Here is a 20,772-nt window from a genome sequence, read left to right on the forward strand (position 1 = left end):
ATTCATACCATCCTGACATGAGGTTGCTCCTTCTTCTTTAAGGCATTGCATAGCGCAAGCAAGGAAACCATTTCCTGCTCGTGCCTCAGTCTAGTCGACTTTATCTGGTTTGATATGTGCCGATGCCACATTTTTGAGTGTTTTGAGGGTTAGTCCGTCGAAATGCTGACATTAAAAGCATCCATTTCCTGCCAGTAACACAAGAAGTTTTGCTCCCAAATGGGGTAAAGCTCTGCTGCCGTTTCAATGACTAACAAGCCACTAATGGAGTGAAACACGCCGCAGCTAAAGTCAAAGTCCAACTCTTTCACTAATTCCCATTGCCCCGCATAGCCGACATAGCAAAAGTCGGTGATGTAGCATAACTGCCATTGGTCAGCACCTTTCTCTAGCCTGATTTCCACAGGATGAAAGCCGCCTGTTTGTGGACTGTAATCGGGGTCGCGAAAGTTAATGGTGACAGCGTTGCGATCAATATTTTTCACGAGTTCTGCCAGAGCTTTGGCAAAGACAGGAGACACGGGTAATGGTAGGTCGGTATTAATGGTTTTCATTATTTAACCCTCAAAAGTGGCAAAACAAAGGGGGCATCATGTCCCCCTGTTGTTGGTATGAAATGTGGGTGATGTGAGTTGTCACTTACTTGGTTTGGTGGTCTGTTTCTCGGTGTTAGCTGACGTCTTATCGGTTTTAGCCTTCTTGCCTATCTTGGGTGCGGGGGCGAGTAACTGCTCGTCTAACTCGCCTTTCTCCACGGCATCAATCACCACCTTAATTACCGCTGGCAAGTTGGCCTTTTCACCCACATCAATAGCAGGGCAACCTTTTTCCAGTTCGATGGGTTTGTTACTAATTCGCACTTCAAAGTAGTAGTGCTCGTTGCTGTCATAGAACCAAGGTCGGACGATGTAACGGCGACGAATTTTCTTACGCTCGCCTGTCTCAGGGTCTTTAACCGAGCGCTCTTTGTAGGCTTCAAATTCACGGCCTTCAATCATGCATTCGGCTAACGACAATTGCTGGTCTAGCTTATCGAGTAGCTTCATTCGTTTGCCGAGCACAGGTGGCTTAGGGGCAATTTCAGGGCGAGCGATTACCTTGAGAGAACTCAATACAGTGGTCATGGTGTGTTTCCTTTAGTGGGTGTTAGCGGATAAATCCGATACGGGGTTGCCCTTGTTTACGGCTGTTCTCGGTGGTGAGTAGCGCAAGGGCGGTTGCGCGGTGGTCGCGCTTGGGTTCAAAACGTTGGCGTCTTGCTAAAATGGCAAAGTCGCCGGGCGTTAACTGGTTTAGGCTGTTTAGGGTTGAGACTTCTTCATGGGTTAGGCGTTTAATCCCAAGAACTTGTCGATACAGTGCTTGGCGTTGGTCACTCGTTAAATAGTCACACACCAACTTGAAATCAAAGCGGCGCATGACCGCACTATCAATACTGGCAAGCGCATTGGTTGCTGCGAACACGGGTAGAGTGTTGCACTCAAGCTGTGATAGCAGTTCGTTAACGAGTTGCACTTCATGCATCGCTTGAGCGCTATCGCGTTTGCTGAGCAAGCTATCGACTTCATCAATGAGCATCAGCTTTTGCTGTCTGTGTGCTTCTCTGAAGAGCCTAGCGATGTTTTGCTCGCTGTCCCCGACATACTTACTGAGTACATCAGAGCATTTGATGTGCATCAGCTCAAAGCCGTGTGTTTCAGCTAAGTGATGTACCCATGCTGTCTTGCCCGTACCAGGGGGACCACTCAGCATCACCCTAATCGGCATGGCCTGCTTAACGGCATGATTAATCGAGGCCAGTGTTTCATCGGTAGTCATACTTGTCACATCATCACTGCCCTTGAAGTTGACCATGTTGCTATCGAACGCCAGCTCCCCTTGATACTTTGGCGGCGGCGCTTCTTCACCACAGGCTTCTAGGGCGGCATCAATCACTTCATCGATAAGGACTTCCGCCTTTGCACCTTTGAGTTTGAGTGTCATCGCCACATGGGCAGCATTACCAACCATGGCGGGGGTGACATTGGGCTTTTCTGCCAGTAGCAGGTGATAGTCCTGTGATACCTTAAGCGGTGTCAGTAAGTGCTCATTGATGGCATAGGCAAAGGGTTCATCGGGTACAGGGACTTCCATCACCAACTTAAAACGACGAATAAAGCTGGGTTCTAACAAGCCAACATGGTTGGTAATCCAAATGGCTGGGACAGGGTTTTGCTCTAACGCCTGCATCAATTGTTCTTTGGAATATTGCTCATCGGCTTGCACGAATAACGCTTCACACTCATCGACCAGTAACAAACTGTCATTGCTGTGAGCCAGTAGACCTTGTAACAAGTTCAGGTGAGCAAGCCGTATGCTGGTTGCCTTTGCAATGTTGTCATTTCGGTATTGGCTCTCGATTAACTGCTGGCTTTGGACTTCCAGTAGATTGCGCTTAATCGTCTTTGCCAATGTCCGAGCCAGCTCAGTTTTACCAGTACCCGCTTTGCCATAGAGCAGGATATTGACGCCTACCGAGGGCTTTTGAGTGATGGCCGCAAGGTAGTTAGCCAGTAAGTCAGTGTTCACATGCTCAAATTGCGACAGACTAAATTGTGCCACGGGGCTTTTGCTGAGCATGGGGGCTAAGAAGTCGACTGCACTGGTTAACTTCTGCGACACTAAAATGGATACCAGTACGCTTGGGAACAGCAATCGATAAGGTGCACCCAAGGTCGCTTCTGCAATCAGTTGGTAACGCTCGAACACCGCCAACTGTGATAGAATGACCTCTAAATCTAGGGTTGTCTTACCTAGTAGCATGCGTTCTAGTACATCAAAGTCATCATCAATCAGGAACTCGGTTAACTCCCTGAGTCCGGCATTGGCATTGATGACAATCAAGAACTCAACTACAGGTTGCATCTGCGGCATTAAGCCAAACAACTGACCAAGAAACTGCGCGTTATGCTTAACCGTTGCCGTGTTGAGCGGTGCACGGTCTTTGCTTGGTAGCTTGAGTGATGCATCCTCTAGGCTAAGGCGAAGAAACGGCTCTATCTGCTCGCCTGTGATTGCGCCCAGTATTGAGGATGGCACCGCTTTATCGACGGTTATGACGGCAAAAATCAATGCTTCACTAAACTGCGAGGCGAGGTAGTGGCAATGATTGGCGCGCCATTTACGGGGGGATTTTGCACGCTTTAGCATCTTGTTTTCCCGTCCCGTTCGTTCGGTGCTGACACATAGTTCAGGGTGGCAGCGGCTTCACGCATAAACGCATCACCGCGTTTGTCGTAAATAGTGGTGGTACTGATATCCGCATGGCCAGCCATTTGACGCACGGTGTTGATATCGACGTTTTGCTCCAGTAGCCGAGTAATAAAGGTGCGGCGTAAATCATGGGGTGATGCACCCATTACGCCGATATCCCCTAGCTTGTCTTTGACTAACCGATAGAGCGCATCCTGACTCACGGGGCGGTAATGGACGATAATGCCAGTCGTGCGACAGTGGCAAATGAGTGGCCCCAATTGCATCTTGCGCACGTTGAGCCAAGCGATGACATGCTGTTCAACCCAATTGGGTAAGAACAGAATACGGCTCTTATTACCTTTACCCGCAACCACCTTAATCGTTGATGTTGAACTGTCATAATCAGCGAGCATCAGTGCCGTAAGCTCACTACGGCGCAGCCCCGTTCCGAGGAACAGCGCAAAGATAGCTAATGTACGAAGTCCATACGTGTCTTGGCGTTTGGAAAGTAAGGCGAGTAGCTTAGTGACTTGCTCAGCACTCAGGGGATTACCCTGATGGGCACCGTGTTTCATGTTAGCGATGCTATTGATATGCGCGACTTGCTGCATATCGGCTTCACCCATTAAGGCCGCGACTTTGACAATACTCTTAATCGCAGTCATCGCACGGTTAATCGAGCGCGCCGACCACTGCTCGTGGATTAGCAATGCGCGTATTTGCATTGCTTGTTGATAGTTAATGCTGCTGAGTTGCTTGCCTATCGTCGCGTCAGGCCAGTCCATCAGCTGTGCAATGCTGCGCATCTGCGAAGCAATCGAGCGCTGACTATTGGGCGCAAGACGGCTCAAATAGAGCGCATAAGCAGTCGCTGTAGTCATAGATAACTCCAGTAAGAATAGGTTGATATGTTGCTAGGGGATTGAAACAGAAGGGAATAGTGATACCACACTGTAAGAGTATGGTATCACAAATGCGGCTATTTTTCAGCCGCTATATTTGACACGGTTTGACGTGGAATAATCAAGTAATCAAAGCATCTTTAATATAAATCTATATCAAGTGAGGTTTGATTTTTATTTCCAGCTCACGAACTTTAGCTTTCAACTCATTATTTTCTTTGATGAGTGATTCATTCTCTTCTTTTAAATCTTTATTGATGGTGCTTCTTATTTTCCTTAGTTTTTCAAAGTTTGATATTTTATTTTTCTTTAACTCTTCCAGTATGGCGTGTATTATTTTGTTAGTTTCGCCTTGATAACCTTTATTCTCAGACGTTAAGTCGTCTTTTGAATAGCGTTCACTCGTGGCTGAACCGTACATTTTTAACTCATCTTTTAAATCGTACATCTCTTTAGTGTTGCTTATACCATAGCCATCTAAATGAGTTAGCAAAATCTCAAATATCCCGTTGTCACTTGTGTTTTTTGTTTTTCTATTATCTGGTGTGAGTCCGAGATATTTGAGTATTTTTTCGTATGTTGAGTTTTTAATATAGAACTTGGTTCTTTCTTTATCCTTTGGGGTTTGTTTTATTTTTTGTGTCCATTTGCGCCAAAGGCTTTTTAGTTCGTATTTGTGGCTATTAAGAGTATGCGTAACTTCATCCTTGTTAATATCATCTGCGGGAACAGTTAGTTTTGTGATTAACCCTGAAATTTCTTTATGTAATTTGTGTTTCTTTCCCATCATGTCTAATAGGTGATGACCAAAAGTTGCCCACTCTTCTGTGGTTCTATCCTGTCTATCTCTCCCCATATTAATATTTCCTTATATATGATTTGTACCGCTTGCGCTGCTAAAGTTTTACCTATACGACCATATCTCTACCGCTTACATATTAGCATGGACATACATATGTCCACTGTAAAAATAGTGTTTGGTTCATGCTATATTAATAGCATGTCCACGCTATAAAAACAGTATGTCCTGACTGAAAAAAATTGTTGAAATTCACATGTAATCTAACTTTTTACTGAGTTTTAGCACTTTTTGGATTGTTGATGTCATTACAATGCTCTACTTTTGATGATTTATCAAACATTGATGGAAAGCAACGATTGCATGCCGTAGAGAAGCATTTTTATGACACTGGGGACTCACACGCTGTTGTGCTCTTGTCGTGCATAGTTTGCTTCATGTGGATGTGAAAGTTGTGGTGTAAGTTGTTTGTTAGCAGTAATATCAACTGTAGAAACTTTCTTAAATGTCAGATCATTATTCAATATTATAGGTATTCAAGGATGAGTAGTTCTAAGCCATCTAATAATCATTCCAATAGTTCTAACAGTGGTTTAGACGAAACCAATATTTTTGAAAACTTCGTTCCGAGTAAGATTTTTGATATATCAAAAAAAGATAAATACCCATTAGTTCAGCCAGAACTTAATCGTATAATGGCAGACCTCACAAATCCCAAGACATTAAACTACACAACTAATGTCGCAACGATTATGAGTGTGCTGCGAAACAGAGAAATTGTTGAGTACCAACAAAATCTCATGGAAGCAGCAATCCATAACATCAGCGAAGATACAGTTGATATAGATTTTATACGTATCGGTTTAAATCTCTCTATCACTGATATAGAAAAGCTATTAGATGGCGAAAATGGCCTGATTCGGGTTAGAACCCAAAATAGGCAAGACCGCCTAACAGTAAAAAAGCTGAATGTTGGTAATGAAAATGCTGGTTTCAAGAAAAGTGATAATAAACCATTTTTTACACAGAGATTCCAGTTGGTCGCCGACCACGACGAATACCGATATATTAATATCTATATTGCCGAACCAGAATCCGAGAAGAATAAAGGTAGAACATTAAAATATAACTGTGAAATTGAATACATCCCTACTCGTGTCTCCCGCCAAATGGCTTCTTTTATGCTTTACCAGTTCCAGTCGGTATTAGAAACCCGCCGTTACAAGCAACTTATAGATAATGCCCTGCTATTAGAATTACACACTGGATACATCATGTACGGCGTGTCTCAACTCTATGGCTTTATACTTACGAGGCAAAATAGGGTTAAAGTCGGTGAAGTTTTCCCAAAAGAAAAGGATATGGCGACTGAAACGACTTACACAGGGAGCCGAGGCAATGACCACCTTATTGGCTATGACAAAACGCTCAAAGAGAATAAGAAGTTTGTCGAGGAAGTTGGATTAGGTTGGTGGCTTGTAGCGTCGTCATTAGACGGTATTAATGATTGGTTCCCTAATCAGGTTTGTAGTCTCCGCCTAGAGTCTCGGCGCAGGTTTGACAAAGACCCTTTTAAATTGGCCGATATCAACGTAGTAGAGTCATTATTAGAAGATGTCCGTCTAATACGACCTAAACGGTTATTCGACCTGAATGATTCTGAACTTGAGACGTTGGTTATTGATAAAAGCCTAAAGAATCGCCGAGCAATTCACGCTCGTTTGGGAGAGCTGAACGAGGCTCGTAAAGAGGCTGGAAAGAATGCTCGTTATCTTACTTTCAAGTTCAACGGTAAGAAGTTGAAAAAGGCCATAAGCACATTATCAGAGCGATTACTTGAAGCAATCTGCAACCCTACTAAGGAACTCGCTGCTACCAAGGGGAATTACACTCAAGCCGTTGCTGATGTTCGTGACATAGTGGAACCACTCATTGAAGAGGTCGCTAGTAAGAGCCATAAGCTCTCTAACATTATTAAGGCTAAAGAAAGGGCTATTTATGTGGAGGGTTGCCCGGGCTCTGGTAAAACATCGTTAGTAGTCAACCGAGTTGAATATCTGCTTAGGCAAGGCACTAAGGAGAGTGAAATCAGTGTGCTTGCCTTTACGAATAAAGCTGCCGAGGAATTTGCTGAACGCTTGAAACAAGCAGAGCTACACAGTGAGAAGATGTTCGTGGGCACCTTTAGTAGTTGGTGCAACAAGCTGCTTAAAATCAACGATGATCAACCCATACTTAACGCCGAAGCTGCGTCAAAGGTTATTGAAACCTTGATCAAGCCAAAGAGCAAGATAGCCCAAAGCTACTCGTCTGATGATATTTGCCGCCGTTGTCAGACGATCTTTAATCACATGGCTAACTTTGATGAGCCTCTTCTTGGTCGCAGCATCATGAAAGTAGCACCAGATTTAGCCGAATTTGAAGATGACATTGCAGCCCTACTAACAGCTTACAACCGATACAAGGACGGCAAATGTCGTGACTTTAATGACCTCTTGATACAGCTACGACAACGCTTGAAAGAGAGTAAGTTCTGTAAGAAGGTTACTAGCGAGACTAAGCACCTGATCATCGATGAAATCCAAGATACGAATAGAATTCAATGGGATATCATCGAGATGCTATATCGTCATGGTATTCATTTTTTCTGCGTAGGCGATCCTGCCCAATCTATGTATGGCTTCAGGGGCGCTAAACACGAATACCTCGACAAATTCGCTGATACTTTCAAAAACCACAAACGCTTCCAGTTAGCCAAAAATTATCGCTCATTGAAGCCCCTAGTTAGGTTGGCTAACGACATTCGCTACAAGATTAATCCTAGCTACAGCATTTCAGTTTCGGCGCATGATCCGAAAGAGGGTGATAATCCTCGTCTAAAGAGCTGCGACAAGCTACAGGACGCTATTAAATGGTTGGTGGATGACATCAAAGAGAGACAATTGACTGATAGCCTACTTATTTTGTGCCGATACAACAAGCAAGTCGAAACTGTTGAAGAAGCCCTCAAGAAAGCTCAAGTTAAGTATGGTGAAGATGAAACTATTCAAGTGCTTACTTATCACAAAGGGAAGGGCTTAGAAGCAGAACATTGCTATGTGCTTGACCCTCAGTTCAGTCAATTCAAGTTATCTAGCTACAAAGAAGAACTATGCAATGCCTATGTAGCGCTGACACGTGCAGAAAGGACGCTAACCATACTGGCGTGTGGCAGTGGTTCATCGGTCTACGGATTGGATGAAGAACGCAGCAAACGCTCTGGCCGCAGCATATTCCTTGATCTGCCTGAAAATATGCTTGAAATCGTCGACTAGCAAAACTCAAAGATATCTCACATAGGCAATATTCGGATCATAACATCTTGCTCTAAGGTATTGACGTTTATATTTAAAATGTGTTTCATAACAGTTTAGGGGACGGTATCTTAATTACCATCAATACAATAGTGGGTTTGTAGCTAAGGGACAGTAAATGAGTGAATTGCTAAAATGGAAGTTTGGCGCCATCAATGATTCTCTGGAACAATTATTTGTTTTGGTTGAAAAAAATGAACCCCCTCATAGGTTGGAAGACTTAAAGTCTTATGTTAACAAGACTGGCAAGCTCGAATTCGATGATGATAGTTTTATACATATTTCTGATTGGTTCGATGTTTTAAGTGATGAAACCCTAAAGAGCTTTAAAAAGGCGATGTATGAAAAAAGCCGGAAGAGATTCAGCGTGGCAGCTGGTACTCAGGAAGCACTTCAGACATTGAAGGAAATGCATCAATTCAAAAATACTAATGATGTTATTACATATTTGTTGGATGTATATAACGAATGTCATGATCAAAATGACCCAAGACCCTATGTTAATATTATGCCAGAATCAGTTTACAAAAAGCTTAAAGAGCCAATTTTGCCTTTAATCCCCCGAGCTAAATAGTTGCTCTGAAAAGTAAACACTATATGAGTGCAGTGTCTACTAGTTAAGGGCTAGAATAACCACATTAAGGGAATGAATGTCATGGGACGACGATACAGACGCAGAAGCAATGCCAGCCAGATAATCTCTGACTCGGTCGTTATCGGCAGTCGATTACCTTGGTATGGTGCATTGTTGTTTGGTCTCATATCCTTCCTCATTTTCTATTACATAGTCCCCCATTGGCTTGAATCAAGGCTAGCTGCCGCACAAGGCACAGTCAGTTATCCCGCAGTGGAAATGATGTATGGTCGTGGCATACGGCTATTTCACTATCTAGGCATCGTTACAGGCGCTGTGGGACTGTTTTTCTGTGTGAGGAACTACTTTCTTATGGGGACGCAGGAACGCCGCCACAGAGGTATCGTGGCACTATTAGCTAGGATGTTGGGGCGTTATTGGGATTAAAATAATGGAGATAAAACGATTGGATTATCAGGGGGCGTTTTTAAACGCTATCGATAAAACGTTAGAACTAGGGTTAAATTTAGATTCATACCCAAAAGAATTTAGTGAACCGTGTCCCGAGCATGTACGTGCTTCAATATTGAAACTAACGGCTGACGTCCTCAATGGTAATGGATTTAGATGTTCCTCTGAACTGGCAAACAAATGTGTTCCAGTGCATCTAATCGTTCAGTACTGGCTAAAACAAGAATTGAATATAAGCAGCCATATCACTATAGGTGAGCTGTATTGGAGTGACGATGAAATATATTGCAAGATGTCTTACGACTATATCAAATCAGAGGTGATAGCCCCTAACCACAGCAAACCGATAAATGCACATGTATGGTTAACGCTGCCAGATGGGAGCATATTGGATTGTACTGTTGAGGCATTTTTGGATGTTACTGAAGATCGGGGGGATTTCCCTGTCAATGAATGTCTAATGTTTGTTAGACCAAGTGAGACTCCTCCTTCCGGCTATCACAGACCATATCTTGTCGGTACAGATTTCCTTGAAAAAGCAGGTGTCTATAAACCAGATTAGGCTTGGAAGGTGTCGGTCGTTAAGCATAGGGAATGATGAATGAAAGTATGCTGGTTACTTGTTGGACTGTTCTGTTCTAACGTCATGGCCGCTGGCAACACAGAAATTGAATCGTTCTCAACCGCTTAACAGCTCATGCAAAATAGCATTTAAACCACTGAAGCAATACGCAGAACAATCTACAGTGATGCAGCTTTCGATTGTAAAAAGCAGGCCAAGTTGCCCGAAGGGTTTCAGACAGCGGTCTATATTAAGCGTGAAGTCGAATACGTAGTACCCGCAGAGAACTTCTGTAGCACATTTCCAGAATGGCGTAAGAGCAACCCCGTTTGCGTCGATAGCAAGGGTAAAGCGTTCAAAGGCCGTAACTGTGCTGAGAAAGCTAACAAAGAATACCGCTTGATGCAGTCAGATCTCTATAACTTTGCACTAGCTATTAGGTTTGTTTATGCCGCGAAGTAGAACTACAACTTCACGATGTTACCCTCAGCTAAATCTCGGTTTGGCAGTTGTGACATGCGGATTGAAGATTGCAAAATTCAGCCTCCAGAAGAGTCTTGAGGACGGATTGCGCGCACATATCTGCACTTTGAGGCGGTGTATCCTCGTGACAGGATGAGTAGCGCTCAGCGACAGCTTATGAACGCATGGGATAAGCAAAATCCTGCGACAAAGAACGAATGTGAGATAGCCAGCAAGGTAAAAGCTGCTCAGCACAATGATAATGCTGTTCTATCAGCGCGGTGCTCTCGATATTTTAATTATGTAATAATCGTCTTGTGAAGTAGTGGCGATTCAATCTGCAACAGTTGAGACGGAGAATTGGCTTCATGGATAAAGAATTAATAAATTTATTAGATAAACTGGGCTTACTTCAACCTAAAAAGCAAGGGTTGTTAATCATCATTTTGTCAGTACTTCTGTTTATCTGTATGCTTTTACTCAATGGCGATTATCGGTGGACATATGAACCAATAGAACCTTGTTTAGAGGGTATTGGAAGATGTCACGGTATTATAGGGTGGGGATTAAATATGGCTGAATGGGGTGTCATTTGTGCTATTGGTATTGCCTTTGGCCTTATTCGAATTTACATAATTAACTCTAAATAAAGAGTCAAAAAGCAGTTGATCACTACATGGCCAGATGTGGCTATGGCCAAATCCAACAAGCGATTTATGCCCTGCAAACAGTGCAGCGCATAAATACTAAGAAGTTATGAATACATGGAGAACTTACATTGGAAGTATTTGAGATTGTTGACGAAATAACACCAGCAACTGTCGCTGATTCGCTAAAGGCGCTCGATGAAGCTGTTGATGGTAATGAAATCAAGATCAGGTTGCCCTATAACGGCGGGGGCTCAGTTGAAGCAGCTATTTGGCTAATTGAAGCAATAAAAGAAACGAAAGCCTCTGTTATTGTTGAAGTCGACCGATATGTAATTAGTGCTGCGGCCTTTATTTTCTTCTGGTTTTGTATTTACCCAGAATCCCATGTAGAGGCAAAAACAACGGGGCAGCCTGCAATCGTTGTCTACCACCGACCAAGAATGATAATTGATAATCATTTGGCATTCCTGAATGATCTTAATGAACAGGCGGAAGAGTGGGAGGCTCTCAAGGAGTTTACCGAGATATTCGATAAATTATTTGAATACCTAATTGCAGCTTGTGGCTATACAGCAGCAAATGAAAATATCTACGAATACAATCATTGTGAACTAAAACATCAGCTACGCCATGTTCGAGACGGCTACTATTCAAATCAAGACTTTGTAATGCCTGCGTAAGAGGTTTATTGGATGCTTAATGTGAAATTCACCGATGTTAAGAAAAATATATCGGCAACCGCCCCAAATAAAAAAGAAGCCTACGAAAAACTTAAGGCTTTCAAGGATAAGAACGAGAAGCTTAAGGCAACATATGTAGCTAAAGGGCAAGAAAAGGCTCAAATAGTCATATGAAAATTCATAACAAGGCCAAGCACAACGCCCGCAAAAGACGCAGGCCGGACCTCGCTACGCTCGGCCTGTGTTGGCGGCGTTAAATCCTTAAAAAATTTTAATCCGAAACTGAAAAGTTAGAGCAACGGCTCTATCACGCTTTTGTCCCAAAGTGAGCTTGTGAGTCAGTCTCTCACAGACAGATTCAAGCATAAAGCCCAGAGATCTCGTGTTCGTTGTGTGCTGACTCGCTTCTGCACGCCTAAGCTAGTTAGAAGTCAGATATGAGTCAAAATCTGACTATTTATGCAGTTCTGTATGCATAATCGAAGTCTATCGATAAAATCGAGCAATTCGCTTCGAAAACAGCTTAAATCTGCTCGAAAACACACGATTTCTGCATATTAATAGTTATTAAAATGCAGATTTGAAAATTAAGAATATACTCTAAATTCTAACTGTCTAAAGTGGAAAATATGTGTTTAATCTAGGGGCTTATTTTTGTGTTTAAAAGTATTTTGCATTAGTAATATTAGTTTGCTCAATGCTATAATCTGAACTCGTATAAAATATTAGGTAAAAGAAATGCATTTTCGTGAAGTTCTCTCGGACATTGAACAGCTAGTAGGACAGGAGCTACGCTCTATCAATCCTAAGACTTCATCTATTTACATCTCATCAGTAGATCAAACACTCGAGAAATATTTCGTATCAAATACACTTGGTTCGAAAGGTGTGGCGCGCTCATTTCGTGAATTAGAAGATATTTGGAACGAACTTTCAACTAAAGGCTTTTGCAATGTGGATCAGGCATTGTATGGTGGTGGAAGTAGCCGTAATCAGCCTGAAACTGTCTTTGCACATTTACCATATATTCAGTATTTTCGATATAAAAATCGTAAGCACTTGCTACTTCGTTCAAAACATGTTCACCAATTTGGGGAGTTATCTGAGCTGCAAGCTGGTGAATTAAGAGCCATTAGAAAAAAAGTCGACGATTATGTTAGTTTATCAAATCAATATATTTCAGATTCTCAATCGAGAATTATTACTTCATTAGAGAAATCACTAGAGCTGGTTAGCAAGAAGTATCCAGGCGATCTTATTATTGCAGATGCTGAGGGAGCACTAGTTAGTCTTAAAAATCTGAATCAGGAAGTACTTGATTCTGTTGTTTCTCTAGATGGTGGTTTACCTATTTCAAGTCTGAAAATTGATTCGAATGTTGATTCGCTTGATCTTTCTGTTGAAGAACTTATGGATGATGAATCGCACACTGGTATTGCAAATACTAAGGAGTTAGATGATGACAATCTATCAATTACAACAGGTAAAACAAAAATTAGACAACTTACTCCCGTTGTGTCTTTGATTTATGATCGTTTAAGTTTTAATGAAATAGAACTGCAACCAGATTTTCAGCGGAAAGATAGAGTGTGGCCTGAGCTAAGAAAGTCTAAGCTTATTGAATCAATGTTAATGGGATTGCCACTTCCTGTTTTTTATTTTGCAGAGAAACAAAATGGTGATTGGATAATCGTTGATGGTTTGCAGCGAATTACTACAATTTTTGATTTTATGCGTGGTGAGTTTGCTTTAAATGGGTTAGAGGTTCTTGAAAAGTTTAATGGTTTGGAGTTTAGCCAATTAGAACGTTCTGAACAAAGAAAGATTAGAGAATACCCATTGACAGCTCATTTAATTGATATGGCTACAGATAAAGATAATATTATCGTTGAGTTGTTTCATCGTATTAATACATATGGCGTTAAACTTAGTGAGCAGGAAATTAGGTCAGCATTAAACCAAGGTTCAAGTGTTAAGTTTCTTCGTTATTTAGCCGCTACAAAAGAATTTAAAATTGCTACTCAGAATAAAGTAAAAGCTGAAAGGCAAAAAGACATGGAACTTTGCTTATCAGCATTAGCATTTATGTTACAAGGTTACAACTCATTTAAGAATAATTATAATCAGTTTTTAGCGAATGCAATGGAGCGAATGAACTCCCAAGATCTATATCTTGAAAATCAAATTAATATCGATGAAGGCAAGGCATTGCTTTTCAAGGACAATAATCCGATTTATGGCCTTATTGCTGAAAAGTTTATTCTCGCCTTAGATACTGCAAATGAAGTTTTTGGCGCGTATGCATTTAAAAAAGAACCTAGTAGTGCTAGAAATATTCCTATTAGTAAACCTTTATTCGAGTTAATAGTTACATATTTTTCTGCACTGACGGACCAGCAGCGACATTTAGTGATAAATAATAGTGGTGTGTTAATAGATACTTTGTATGATGCAATTCATAACGATTCTAATTGTTATGCTAGCTGGGATTCTGAGCGGTATAGTAATGAGCTACGTGGTTTTGCATTTTCCATAAGTACATCTACTGGTAAAAGTGTTACTGTAAAATATAGATTTGAAGCATTCCGAACAATTTTAAAACAAAGTACAGGGGTAGATGTTGATCTTAAACCTTTGATTAGGAGTTTTTTTAATGATTAATGAAATCAATCTACATAATTTTAAATGTTATAAGAATCAAAGTTTTATATTTTCACCTCTTACTGTCTTTTGTGGTTCTAATTCAGTAGGTAAAAGCACTGCTATACAGGCATTATCAATCCCTTTACAATCTCATTTTCGCGATGAAATATCTTTAAATGGAAACCTAACCGAAATCGGTTTCATCGGAGATTTACATAATAAATCTTCCGATGATGAAAGTCTCTTAATTGAATTGAAAATTGATAATTCTGTTAAATCATGGGGGTATGCAGATCAACAGGAGCAGAAACTTAAGAGTAATAGCAGTATCTCTTTAATACCAGAAAAATGCACAGGAACTCCAGAGGTATTTCAACAGTTATTGTTAAACTTTCAATTTTTACAAGCCGAGCGTTTGGGGCCAAAAAATAATTTTGATGTAACGGAATCTAATAGATTTCATATTGATTGGTTAGGTGCGAAAGGTGAATTTACTGCAGAACTATTATCTAAGCAGAATGTTACTAGTCGTCTGTTTGTAGGTGGTGCGCTTCAGTCTAGCGAAAGTTATTCTGATCCTAGAATTCATCCATCTGAAACCAAATCTAGCTTATTACCACAGATTGATGCTTGGATGAAAGAGATTAGTCCAGGTATATCTGTTATATCGAAGCTTGTCGAAGAGGCTTCCGTTGCGGTCAATATTTTTAGTCAAAATAATAATGACGTTCTTAAACCTTACAATGTTGGTTTTGGTGTGAGTTATGTCCTATCTATTGTAACAGCCCTATTGCATACTAAAAAAGGTGGGCTTGTAATTATAGAAAATCCCGAAGCTCATCTTCACCCTAAAGGTCAGAGTTATTTAGGCCGTTTAATAGCTTTAACCGCAATAGCAGGAGTTCAAGTTATTATAGAAACACATAGCGATCACCTGTTAAATGGCATTAGAGTGGTTGCAAGATTGAGAGATGATTATAATAATAGAATTGCTAAGGTTTTTTTTGTTCACGCTTCAGATGATTCAAGTAATGTAGAAGAAATTATAATTGGTGATAAAGGAGAGCTTTCTAGTTGGCCTGAAGGATTTTTTGACCAACAGGCAATAGATATTAAGACTTTGATGAGAGGAAGAGAGTCTTAAGATGGATGTATCGTTAACTTATGGCAGTGCCTATTCATTTTTACATATAAATAACTGTTCATCTTTTGATGATGTAATAAATGATATAGAAAGACTTAAACAAGTGTTTATTCTTTTTGATTTCTCAAAGAATAATAAAATTCAGTTTTCTAATGATTACTCTGACTTTAAGATTAATGGGGTATCATTGGAAGATAATTTTCTTGAGTTAACTAATGATCCTAGTGCTGCAATTTATCTTTTAGATTGTTTAGAAAAAGCTGTTGGCGATAAAAAATCATACTTAAGTACGCAGTTGATGGAGCTTAATTTAAGACAAAATGCTAATAATTCATTTGTTTATGAATATCCATTTTCTCTTGATGTTTTATGGCCAAGCTTAACTAATAAAAATCATGTTTACGATTATTTTGATGTCTGCAACTTTAATTCTTTTAATTTGAAATCAGGAGTTGAAGATGCGGCTGAATTTGTAAAGAAAGCTACTAATATTTACGAACATATTCAATTCTCAAACGTGTTTGAAGAAAAATTGAGCACTATAAAAAATGGTGATGTTTTAAATTATGTTAATGTTTTTTCTCATGCTTTAAATGTATTGAATCAAGCTTTTTTTAAAGTGTCTAATGATGAGTCAAGAAATGACGATGATTTAAATATAATTAGTGGATTATCAAAGTCAAAAGCTCTAAGAGGTAGAGGCTTAGATTGTACTAGGCAAGGAGCTAATAAACCACATTTTACCTTTCCTGAAATCGATAACCCGCAATCAAATGAAATAGTAAATTGTGAATATCACCTTAAGATAGATTATGCTGATAATGGAGTTAGGTTAAATTCTTCTGATTATGTAAGGGTTTATTTTGGTTTGAAATATAATGAAAAATATGATAGAAAATATATACGTCTTGGTTATATTGGTGAGCACTGGCCTCCTAGGAAAAGTGGTAAAAAATAGATACTTATTAGTTAAGGTTTTATAACGTATAGGCTGATTCTGATATTGCAGCTTGTGGTAGTAGCTCAGCATAGTAAAATATAACTATGCTGGTCAAGTTGCTGATTTTATAAAAATTTATTGGCATTTTTTAAAAAAATCTTTAACTGTTTCTGCCAATCCTTTGGCTGCTAAATATGGGACACCATTCCCTATGGTCTTAAACATGTTACTAAGGGTCATTGTAGGAGGTAGATAAAAGTTTGCTGGTAAAGATTGGATTGCTAGGGCTTCTGCAGCGCTAATTCTTCGGGCTTTGTATGGGTGAAGATGAACCTCATTATTACCATAGGCAGCAGTTGGTGAGTAACGCCATCTGTGTAATCGCTTAAATGACTTTTTAGAGTCATCACCTTCCATAATAATCCTGAACTTATCAGATTTAGGTTGAAAATAATGACTCGCGTTTGGATGATTTAGTACATCATTTTTATCGAACCAATACTGAATCGATAATTTTTTCTGTTTAGCCGTAATGTAATCAGAAAAGTCAGTTATTCTATCTTCAACAAATGGTTGCATCGAAGGCCATTTATATTTACCCATAACTGAGTTCAAATCTACTTTAATATATTTATTCCAATCAAAGATATTGCTTAATTCAATACCATTAAATTTATCACTAATATGTTCACGTTTAATTCCAAATAAAAAAATTCTATCTCGGTCTTGAGGTGCACCATACTCTATACAATTAGTAAGCCTATCTGTTAGCTCATAACCTGAATTTTCTAGCACGAGTTTCATACTATCGTAAAATTCTCTGTGACGTTTTGTTCGCCACAAGCCTTTAACATTTTCAAAGATAAAATAATCTGGTTGGTCTTTTACGATCAGATCAACATAAGTACGCGTTAGCTTACCATTATCACCTTCGCTGCCTTTATTCTTGCCTCCTACAGAGAAATCTGGACAAGGTGGACCACCAACGAAGCCGACTAACCTACCACTTGATTTTGCCTCTTCTACGTTAGTACTAAATTTAAGTCCTTCATTTCCTGATAGAAAATCCTCAATACTATTTAAACTATAGCCATAAATTGGAGCTTTATGCTTCATATTGGCACGAGTGAATTTATATGCATCTAAAAATGGAGGGTGGAACTCATTTACGAAGGCCACCTCGAATCCGGCGTTTTCAAAACCTAAGTCTAAGAAACCAGACCCTGAAAAGAACGAAAATAGAATTGGTTTGTTCATGAAGTAATGCAACCGAAATTAAAACATAAGTGGAATGCCATAAGCTTTGCTGCGCATATGCTAACACTTTTATGGCTGTGGGTTGAGTGCTCAATTCGTAACATTGCCCTTGATTGGCTCGGTGAGGCCTTATGATGTACTAGGCGCACAATTATTAGCCTGCATGAGTCTTAATCACAACCGTATGTGACTCATAGTCGGTTGTGCCTAAGGCAAAGATTTGGGAACATCCTGTCTATTGTTATGTGTAGGACTGACTATGAGTATTAAACTGGCAACAGCGGTAACGTTAAGGCAATTGCGCAATGAGGCAGGGTTAAGCCAAGAACAATTGGCAAGGCAATCTGGCATTGATCGCACCTACATTTCGGGAGTTGAACGCTCCGTTCGTAACATCACCCTTGATTCGCTTGAAGGGCTTATTGGCGCGCTAGGCGTGAGTTCTGAAGAGTTTATCCGTAGGTTACATGATGAACTGATAAAACAGAGGCCATAACTGCTCAGTTTGAGTCACTTTCATAGGCTGCCAGCATTTCAGATAATACGTAGTACTAAAGTGACGGTGTTAAGCCAACTCATTAACTAACACAATCATAGAGTTATCATATTTTTTGTTTCCTTGAATAACTCTATTGGCTTCGGTCTCCGCAGCGTACCAAGCCTGACCCAGCTCAGAATCCGGAGCCTGCTTGTAGGCCGCATAACATGCAGCGGGGTCTACATCGTTTTCCTCAAAGTAAAGAACCGCTAATTCTAATCCCTCCTGTGCCAGATAGTCTGGAACATCACCAACACCTTCCGCGCCCAGCTCAAATTTATTCATCATATTTTTCCTATACTTAATTTGGATTCAAATGCTTGCAATAGCCTGTGCGAAATTCATCGGGATTGTGTGCCCAAGATTAATGTGCCGTGGCTAATTGTCTCAGATACGCCGTTAATTCTGATGGGCTTTCAGTTGCCAATACCACTTCGCTCCCTTCGTCTGCGTATATTTCTGGCTCAGTATCTGTTCCTTCATTGGTGGCTGTCATTACGACATAGCGCTCTTGCCTAAGTTCGCGGCTATCAGGTTCTTCATAGTCGACCCAAAGGACTAGGTACTGGGAACCTGCTTTAAAAGTAAAGCTAGGGCAGACATCATTGTGCCAACTCTTATCAACCAACCAAGGGAATTCGGAATGGTCAAAGCCTAAATTAAAGCTTGCACCAAACTCGCGTTTATATAATGTCATTTTTAGCTCCTGAATTTGTAAGCTATGAATGTTAAGTGATTGAGGCCAAGTTAAATTCTGATGTGGTTTAGATACACCCAACTTTTTTATAGTGTGCTTCCCACTCTTTATACCTATTTTTCAATATTTTAAGAAGTCTATCACTGCGGTTTTTAATCGACTTTTTGACCGTAACTTCACCGAGGTCAACACCAGACAATTCTTTACTGAACATCTTAGGGATTACATGGCTGTAGTGCTTTTCAATCATAGCTACACTGGTACCACATTGTTTAGCCAAGACTTCCATATTCACCCCCGCTAAGAGTTGCCAAGTGATATAGCTGTGGCGTAAAGAGTAAAGCGACCTATCACCATGTGGGGATTTCTTTAAACCTGCACTGATTAGCGCCTTTTCAAAGGTTTTCGTCAGCTCATTGGTTGTAGTGCCATCTGCTAATCGAAAGATCTTGTCAGTGGGTTTCCTGTTTGGGAATCGTTCGCGTAATGATTGTAAGCTCGACAGAACCTCTTCACGACACACAATCTCACGAGTCCCAGTATGCTTTATGGTTTTGCCTTTGGTGACGGTAATAAATAAATGAACGGCAGTGCCGTTGGTCTGGAAGCGGATATCGCCCCACGTTAAGTTATCCATTTCAGTACCAGCCCTGATACCTGTGTAGACTGCAAATTCCATATAATCGATTAGCAATTCACGGATTTGTCTGGTCTTTTCTTTACGGCTGTTTTCCTCCAAGGCAACCACGGCATCAAAGGCTTTTTCATACTCTTCTGGTGTGAAGTGTGCGCGTCGTTGTGACTCAGCACCTTTAGTCGATAGGGACGGCACTTGAGCGGCTAGCATCCATTTCTGGTCTACCGCTTCTTTGAATACTAACTGCATGGCAGCATTGTGGTTCAGTAGCGTCGATTTTGCTGGCTCACGGCCGAATTGCTCTATTCGCCATTTATCAAATTCACGTAGCTTATCGCTGTCGATAGAGGTGATGTAAGTGCGGTCGAAAAAGGGGATATGGTACTTGCGGAGTACCTGAATGTAGGTTGTTAGCTTGTGCTTTTTTGGATTCTGTTTGTCTTTGTCTTTGTCTTTGTCTTTGTCTTTGTCTTTGTCTGTCTTATTTTTCTTTTCGGTATCGATTTTGATAATAACTTTCATGGCACTAATGGCTTTTTCTGCTACATCGCGAAAACGTTTGGAGCTAACAAAAAGGCCACGTTCCTGCAATATCCCAAATTCCATTTGTAGGCGGTGAGCCATGGCTATGGCTTTCTCTTTTTCCTTTTGCTTTGTGGCTTTGGCAATCCACTTGCCAGCAACTTTAATCCGCGCGTACCAACGCTCGCTATTATCTTGCTTATAGACGTATAATTCGTCTGAAATATCGTGTCGTTCGAGTTGTTTGCTCATGGTCAGCGTCTGATGTGGGTTTTGCAAAGAATTTGCAAAGTGCGATAATGATGTCGTAACGTGCTGAAAAATAAAAGTGGTTTTAAGCACTATCTTTTCAAAATCCACCGCCCTTAAAAGCGTGACGGTTCGAGTCCGTCCTCTGGTACCATACAAATAGCCGACATTAAGTCGGTTTTTTTGTATCTAAAATTCAGCATTGTTAGATACTTACCGCTTTAAGTCCAGCTTTTTGTTGGTACACACATGCCCTTTAAGATCCACCACTCAGCACATACCGAACTAGGTTAGATCTTTAATCGTCGTGGTTTTCCCATTCTCCATTACCGACTTGATCCCGTTGTCCCTTGCTGCGGTACTCGAATACATTTGGCTGGTGCCAATGATCTGATGGTTCGCGGCTTTTAGGTTGAAGTACGGCTTATCGTTTTTCGCCACTTCTTTGGCATATCGGG

General features: G+C 40.6%; 22 protein-coding genes. 12 read left to right on the plus strand and 10 right to left on the minus strand.

The genetic code is table 11. The annotated features are described in order from the left end of the window. Window positions 1-149: 149 nt before the first annotated feature. From ACK5NH_RS14110 to ACK5NH_RS14130, 5 genes are all read right to left on the minus strand, one after another. On the minus strand, window positions 150-554 hold the full coding sequence (locus ACK5NH_RS14110) for a DUF2787 family protein (RefSeq protein ID WP_416921052.1): 405 nt from the start codon (window positions 552-554) through the stop codon (window positions 150-152). Window positions 555-635: 81 nt separating this feature from the next. Continuing rightward, window positions 636-1,124: a hypothetical protein gene (locus tag ACK5NH_RS14115; protein ID WP_416921054.1), complete on the minus strand. Its 489-nt coding sequence runs from the start codon at window positions 1,122-1,124 to the stop codon at window positions 636-638. Window positions 1,125-1,146: 22 nt separating this feature from the next. Continuing rightward, window positions 1,147-3,189 (minus strand): AAA family ATPase, encoded by a 2,043-nt coding sequence (locus ACK5NH_RS14120; protein WP_416921056.1) that lies wholly within the window; start codon window positions 3,187-3,189, stop codon window positions 1,147-1,149. Then, entirely contained in the window at window positions 3,183-4,115 is a 933-nt protein-coding gene (locus ACK5NH_RS14125; protein WP_416921058.1) for a tyrosine-type recombinase/integrase, read from the minus strand. Before ACK5NH_RS14125 ends, ACK5NH_RS14120 begins: the two co-directional genes overlap by 7 nt. 172 nt (window positions 4,116-4,287) lie before the next feature. Beyond that, complete coding sequence (locus tag ACK5NH_RS14130; protein WP_416921060.1) at window positions 4,288-4,992, minus strand: hypothetical protein; 705 nt, start codon at window positions 4,990-4,992, stop codon at window positions 4,288-4,290. 485 nt (window positions 4,993-5,477) lie between these two features. On the opposite strand from ACK5NH_RS14130, the gene ACK5NH_RS14135 reads away from it, so the two are divergent. The 11 genes from ACK5NH_RS14135 to ACK5NH_RS14185 all read left to right on the plus strand — a co-directional run bounded on the left by ACK5NH_RS14135 (window position 5,478) and on the right by ACK5NH_RS14185 (window position 16,432). After that, entirely contained in the window at window positions 5,478-8,249 is a 2,772-nt protein-coding gene (locus ACK5NH_RS14135) for a UvrD-helicase domain-containing protein (protein ID WP_416921062.1), read from the plus strand. Between the two features lie 157 nt (window positions 8,250-8,406). Further along, window positions 8,407-8,862, plus strand: a complete 456-nt coding sequence (locus tag ACK5NH_RS14140; RefSeq protein WP_416921064.1) for a hypothetical protein — start codon at window positions 8,407-8,409, stop codon at window positions 8,860-8,862. An 81-nt stretch (window positions 8,863-8,943) separates the two neighbouring features. Beyond that, window positions 8,944-9,309: a hypothetical protein gene (locus ACK5NH_RS14145; protein WP_416921066.1), complete on the plus strand. Its 366-nt coding sequence runs from the start codon at window positions 8,944-8,946 to the stop codon at window positions 9,307-9,309. A 4-nt stretch (window positions 9,310-9,313) separates the two neighbouring features. After that, on the plus strand, window positions 9,314-9,895 hold the full coding sequence (locus ACK5NH_RS14150; RefSeq protein WP_416921068.1) for a hypothetical protein: 582 nt from the start codon (window positions 9,314-9,316) through the stop codon (window positions 9,893-9,895). A gap of 219 nt (window positions 9,896-10,114) precedes the next feature. Further along, window positions 10,115-10,357 (plus strand): hypothetical protein, encoded by a 243-nt coding sequence (locus ACK5NH_RS14155; protein WP_416921070.1) that lies wholly within the window; start codon window positions 10,115-10,117, stop codon window positions 10,355-10,357. A 368-nt stretch (window positions 10,358-10,725) separates the two neighbouring features. Further along, the gene (locus ACK5NH_RS14160; protein WP_416921072.1) at window positions 10,726-11,007 is read left to right on the plus strand and encodes a hypothetical protein; all 282 of its coding nucleotides are present in this window, start codon (window positions 10,726-10,728) and stop codon (window positions 11,005-11,007) included. 128 nt (window positions 11,008-11,135) lie between these two features. After that, complete coding sequence (locus ACK5NH_RS14165; protein ID WP_416921074.1) at window positions 11,136-11,687, plus strand: hypothetical protein; 552 nt, start codon at window positions 11,136-11,138, stop codon at window positions 11,685-11,687. 21 nt (window positions 11,688-11,708) lie between these two features. Then, window positions 11,709-11,861, plus strand: coding sequence for a hypothetical protein (locus ACK5NH_RS14170; protein WP_416921076.1), 153 nt, complete (start codon window positions 11,709-11,711; stop codon window positions 11,859-11,861). A 564-nt stretch (window positions 11,862-12,425) separates the two neighbouring features. Then, window positions 12,426-14,348 (plus strand): DUF262 domain-containing protein, encoded by a 1,923-nt coding sequence (locus ACK5NH_RS14175; protein ID WP_416921078.1) that lies wholly within the window; start codon window positions 12,426-12,428, stop codon window positions 14,346-14,348. Further along, the gene (locus ACK5NH_RS14180; RefSeq protein ID WP_416921080.1) at window positions 14,341-15,474 is read left to right on the plus strand and encodes a DUF3696 domain-containing protein; all 1,134 of its coding nucleotides are present in this window, start codon (window positions 14,341-14,343) and stop codon (window positions 15,472-15,474) included. Before ACK5NH_RS14175 ends, ACK5NH_RS14180 begins: the two co-directional genes overlap by 8 nt. A 1-nt stretch (window position 15,475) precedes the next feature. Beyond that, window positions 15,476-16,432 carry a hypothetical protein gene (locus tag ACK5NH_RS14185; RefSeq protein ID WP_416921082.1) on the plus strand — a complete coding sequence of 319 codons (957 nt, stop codon included), beginning with the start codon at window positions 15,476-15,478 and terminating at the stop codon, window positions 16,430-16,432. A 117-nt stretch (window positions 16,433-16,549) separates the two neighbouring features. Here ACK5NH_RS14185 and ACK5NH_RS14190 read toward each other — a convergent pair whose 3' ends face one another. Next, window positions 16,550-17,671 (minus strand): DNA cytosine methyltransferase, encoded by a 1,122-nt coding sequence (locus ACK5NH_RS14190; protein ID WP_416921084.1) that lies wholly within the window; start codon window positions 17,669-17,671, stop codon window positions 16,550-16,552. A gap of 259 nt (window positions 17,672-17,930) precedes the next feature. Here ACK5NH_RS14190 and ACK5NH_RS14195 point away from each other — a divergent pair, with 259 nt between their 5' ends. Then, entirely contained in the window at window positions 17,931-18,167 is a 237-nt protein-coding gene (locus ACK5NH_RS14195; RefSeq protein ID WP_374925125.1) for a helix-turn-helix domain-containing protein, read from the plus strand. 69 nt (window positions 18,168-18,236) lie between these two features. Here the strand turns inward: ACK5NH_RS14195 and ACK5NH_RS14200 are convergent, their stop codons facing one another. The 4 genes from ACK5NH_RS14200 to ACK5NH_RS14215 form a co-directional block, all read right to left on the minus strand. Further along, the gene (locus tag ACK5NH_RS14200; protein ID WP_416921086.1) at window positions 18,237-18,497 is read right to left on the minus strand and encodes a hypothetical protein; all 261 of its coding nucleotides are present in this window, start codon (window positions 18,495-18,497) and stop codon (window positions 18,237-18,239) included. Window positions 18,498-18,573: 76 nt separating this feature from the next. Further along, window positions 18,574-18,906, minus strand: a complete 333-nt coding sequence (locus ACK5NH_RS14205; protein WP_416921088.1) for a hypothetical protein — start codon at window positions 18,904-18,906, stop codon at window positions 18,574-18,576. Between the two features lie 67 nt (window positions 18,907-18,973). Then, window positions 18,974-20,317: a tyrosine-type recombinase/integrase gene (locus ACK5NH_RS14210; RefSeq protein WP_416921090.1), complete on the minus strand. Its 1,344-nt coding sequence runs from the start codon at window positions 20,315-20,317 to the stop codon at window positions 18,974-18,976. Between the two features lie 282 nt (window positions 20,318-20,599). Further along, a partial coding sequence (locus tag ACK5NH_RS14215; protein ID WP_416921091.1) for a YegP family protein occupies window positions 20,600-20,772 on the minus strand: 173 nt, incomplete at its 5' end.

This window comes from Shewanella sp. (genome assembly GCF_047975355.1).
Classification (GTDB): Bacteria; Pseudomonadota; Gammaproteobacteria; order Enterobacterales; family Shewanellaceae; genus Shewanella.

What these genes read in the sequence shown, in the direction of transcription:
- ACK5NH_RS14210 (WP_416921090.1), bottom strand. Translation starts at nt 20,317, where the DNA reads ATGAGCAAACAACTCGAACGACACGATATTTCAGACGAATTATACGTC.
- ACK5NH_RS14125 (WP_416921058.1), bottom strand. Translation starts at nt 4,115, where the DNA reads ATGACTACAGCGACTGCTTATGCGCTCTATTTGAGCCGTCTTGCGCCC.
- ACK5NH_RS14135 (WP_416921062.1), top strand. Translation starts at nt 5,478, where the DNA reads ATGAGTAGTTCTAAGCCATCTAATAATCATTCCAATAGTTCTAACAGT.
- ACK5NH_RS14130 (WP_416921060.1), bottom strand. Translation starts at nt 4,992, where the DNA reads ATGGGGAGAGATAGACAGGATAGAACCACAGAAGAGTGGGCAACTTTT.
- ACK5NH_RS14185 (WP_416921082.1), top strand. Translation starts at nt 15,476, where the DNA reads ATGGATGTATCGTTAACTTATGGCAGTGCCTATTCATTTTTACATATA.
- ACK5NH_RS14140 (WP_416921064.1), top strand. Translation starts at nt 8,407, where the DNA reads ATGAGTGAATTGCTAAAATGGAAGTTTGGCGCCATCAATGATTCTCTG.
- ACK5NH_RS14115 (WP_416921054.1), bottom strand. Translation starts at nt 1,124, where the DNA reads ATGACCACTGTATTGAGTTCTCTCAAGGTAATCGCTCGCCCTGAAATT.
- ACK5NH_RS14195 (WP_374925125.1), top strand. Translation starts at nt 17,931, where the DNA reads ATGAGTATTAAACTGGCAACAGCGGTAACGTTAAGGCAATTGCGCAAT.
- ACK5NH_RS14120 (WP_416921056.1), bottom strand. Translation starts at nt 3,189, where the DNA reads ATGCTAAAGCGTGCAAAATCCCCCCGTAAATGGCGCGCCAATCATTGC.
- ACK5NH_RS14190 (WP_416921084.1), bottom strand. Translation starts at nt 17,671, where the DNA reads ATGAACAAACCAATTCTATTTTCGTTCTTTTCAGGGTCTGGTTTCTTA.
- ACK5NH_RS14110 (WP_416921052.1), bottom strand. Translation starts at nt 554, where the DNA reads ATGAAAACCATTAATACCGACCTACCATTACCCGTGTCTCCTGTCTTT.
- ACK5NH_RS14175 (WP_416921078.1), top strand. Translation starts at nt 12,426, where the DNA reads ATGCATTTTCGTGAAGTTCTCTCGGACATTGAACAGCTAGTAGGACAG.
- ACK5NH_RS14145 (WP_416921066.1), top strand. Translation starts at nt 8,944, where the DNA reads ATGGGACGACGATACAGACGCAGAAGCAATGCCAGCCAGATAATCTCT.
- ACK5NH_RS14180 (WP_416921080.1), top strand. Translation starts at nt 14,341, where the DNA reads ATGATTAATGAAATCAATCTACATAATTTTAAATGTTATAAGAATCAA.
- ACK5NH_RS14205 (WP_416921088.1), bottom strand. Translation starts at nt 18,906, where the DNA reads ATGACATTATATAAACGCGAGTTTGGTGCAAGCTTTAATTTAGGCTTT.
- ACK5NH_RS14160 (WP_416921072.1), top strand. Translation starts at nt 10,726, where the DNA reads ATGGATAAAGAATTAATAAATTTATTAGATAAACTGGGCTTACTTCAA.
- ACK5NH_RS14200 (WP_416921086.1), bottom strand. Translation starts at nt 18,497, where the DNA reads ATGATGAATAAATTTGAGCTGGGCGCGGAAGGTGTTGGTGATGTTCCA.
- ACK5NH_RS14150 (WP_416921068.1), top strand. Translation starts at nt 9,314, where the DNA reads ATGGAGATAAAACGATTGGATTATCAGGGGGCGTTTTTAAACGCTATC.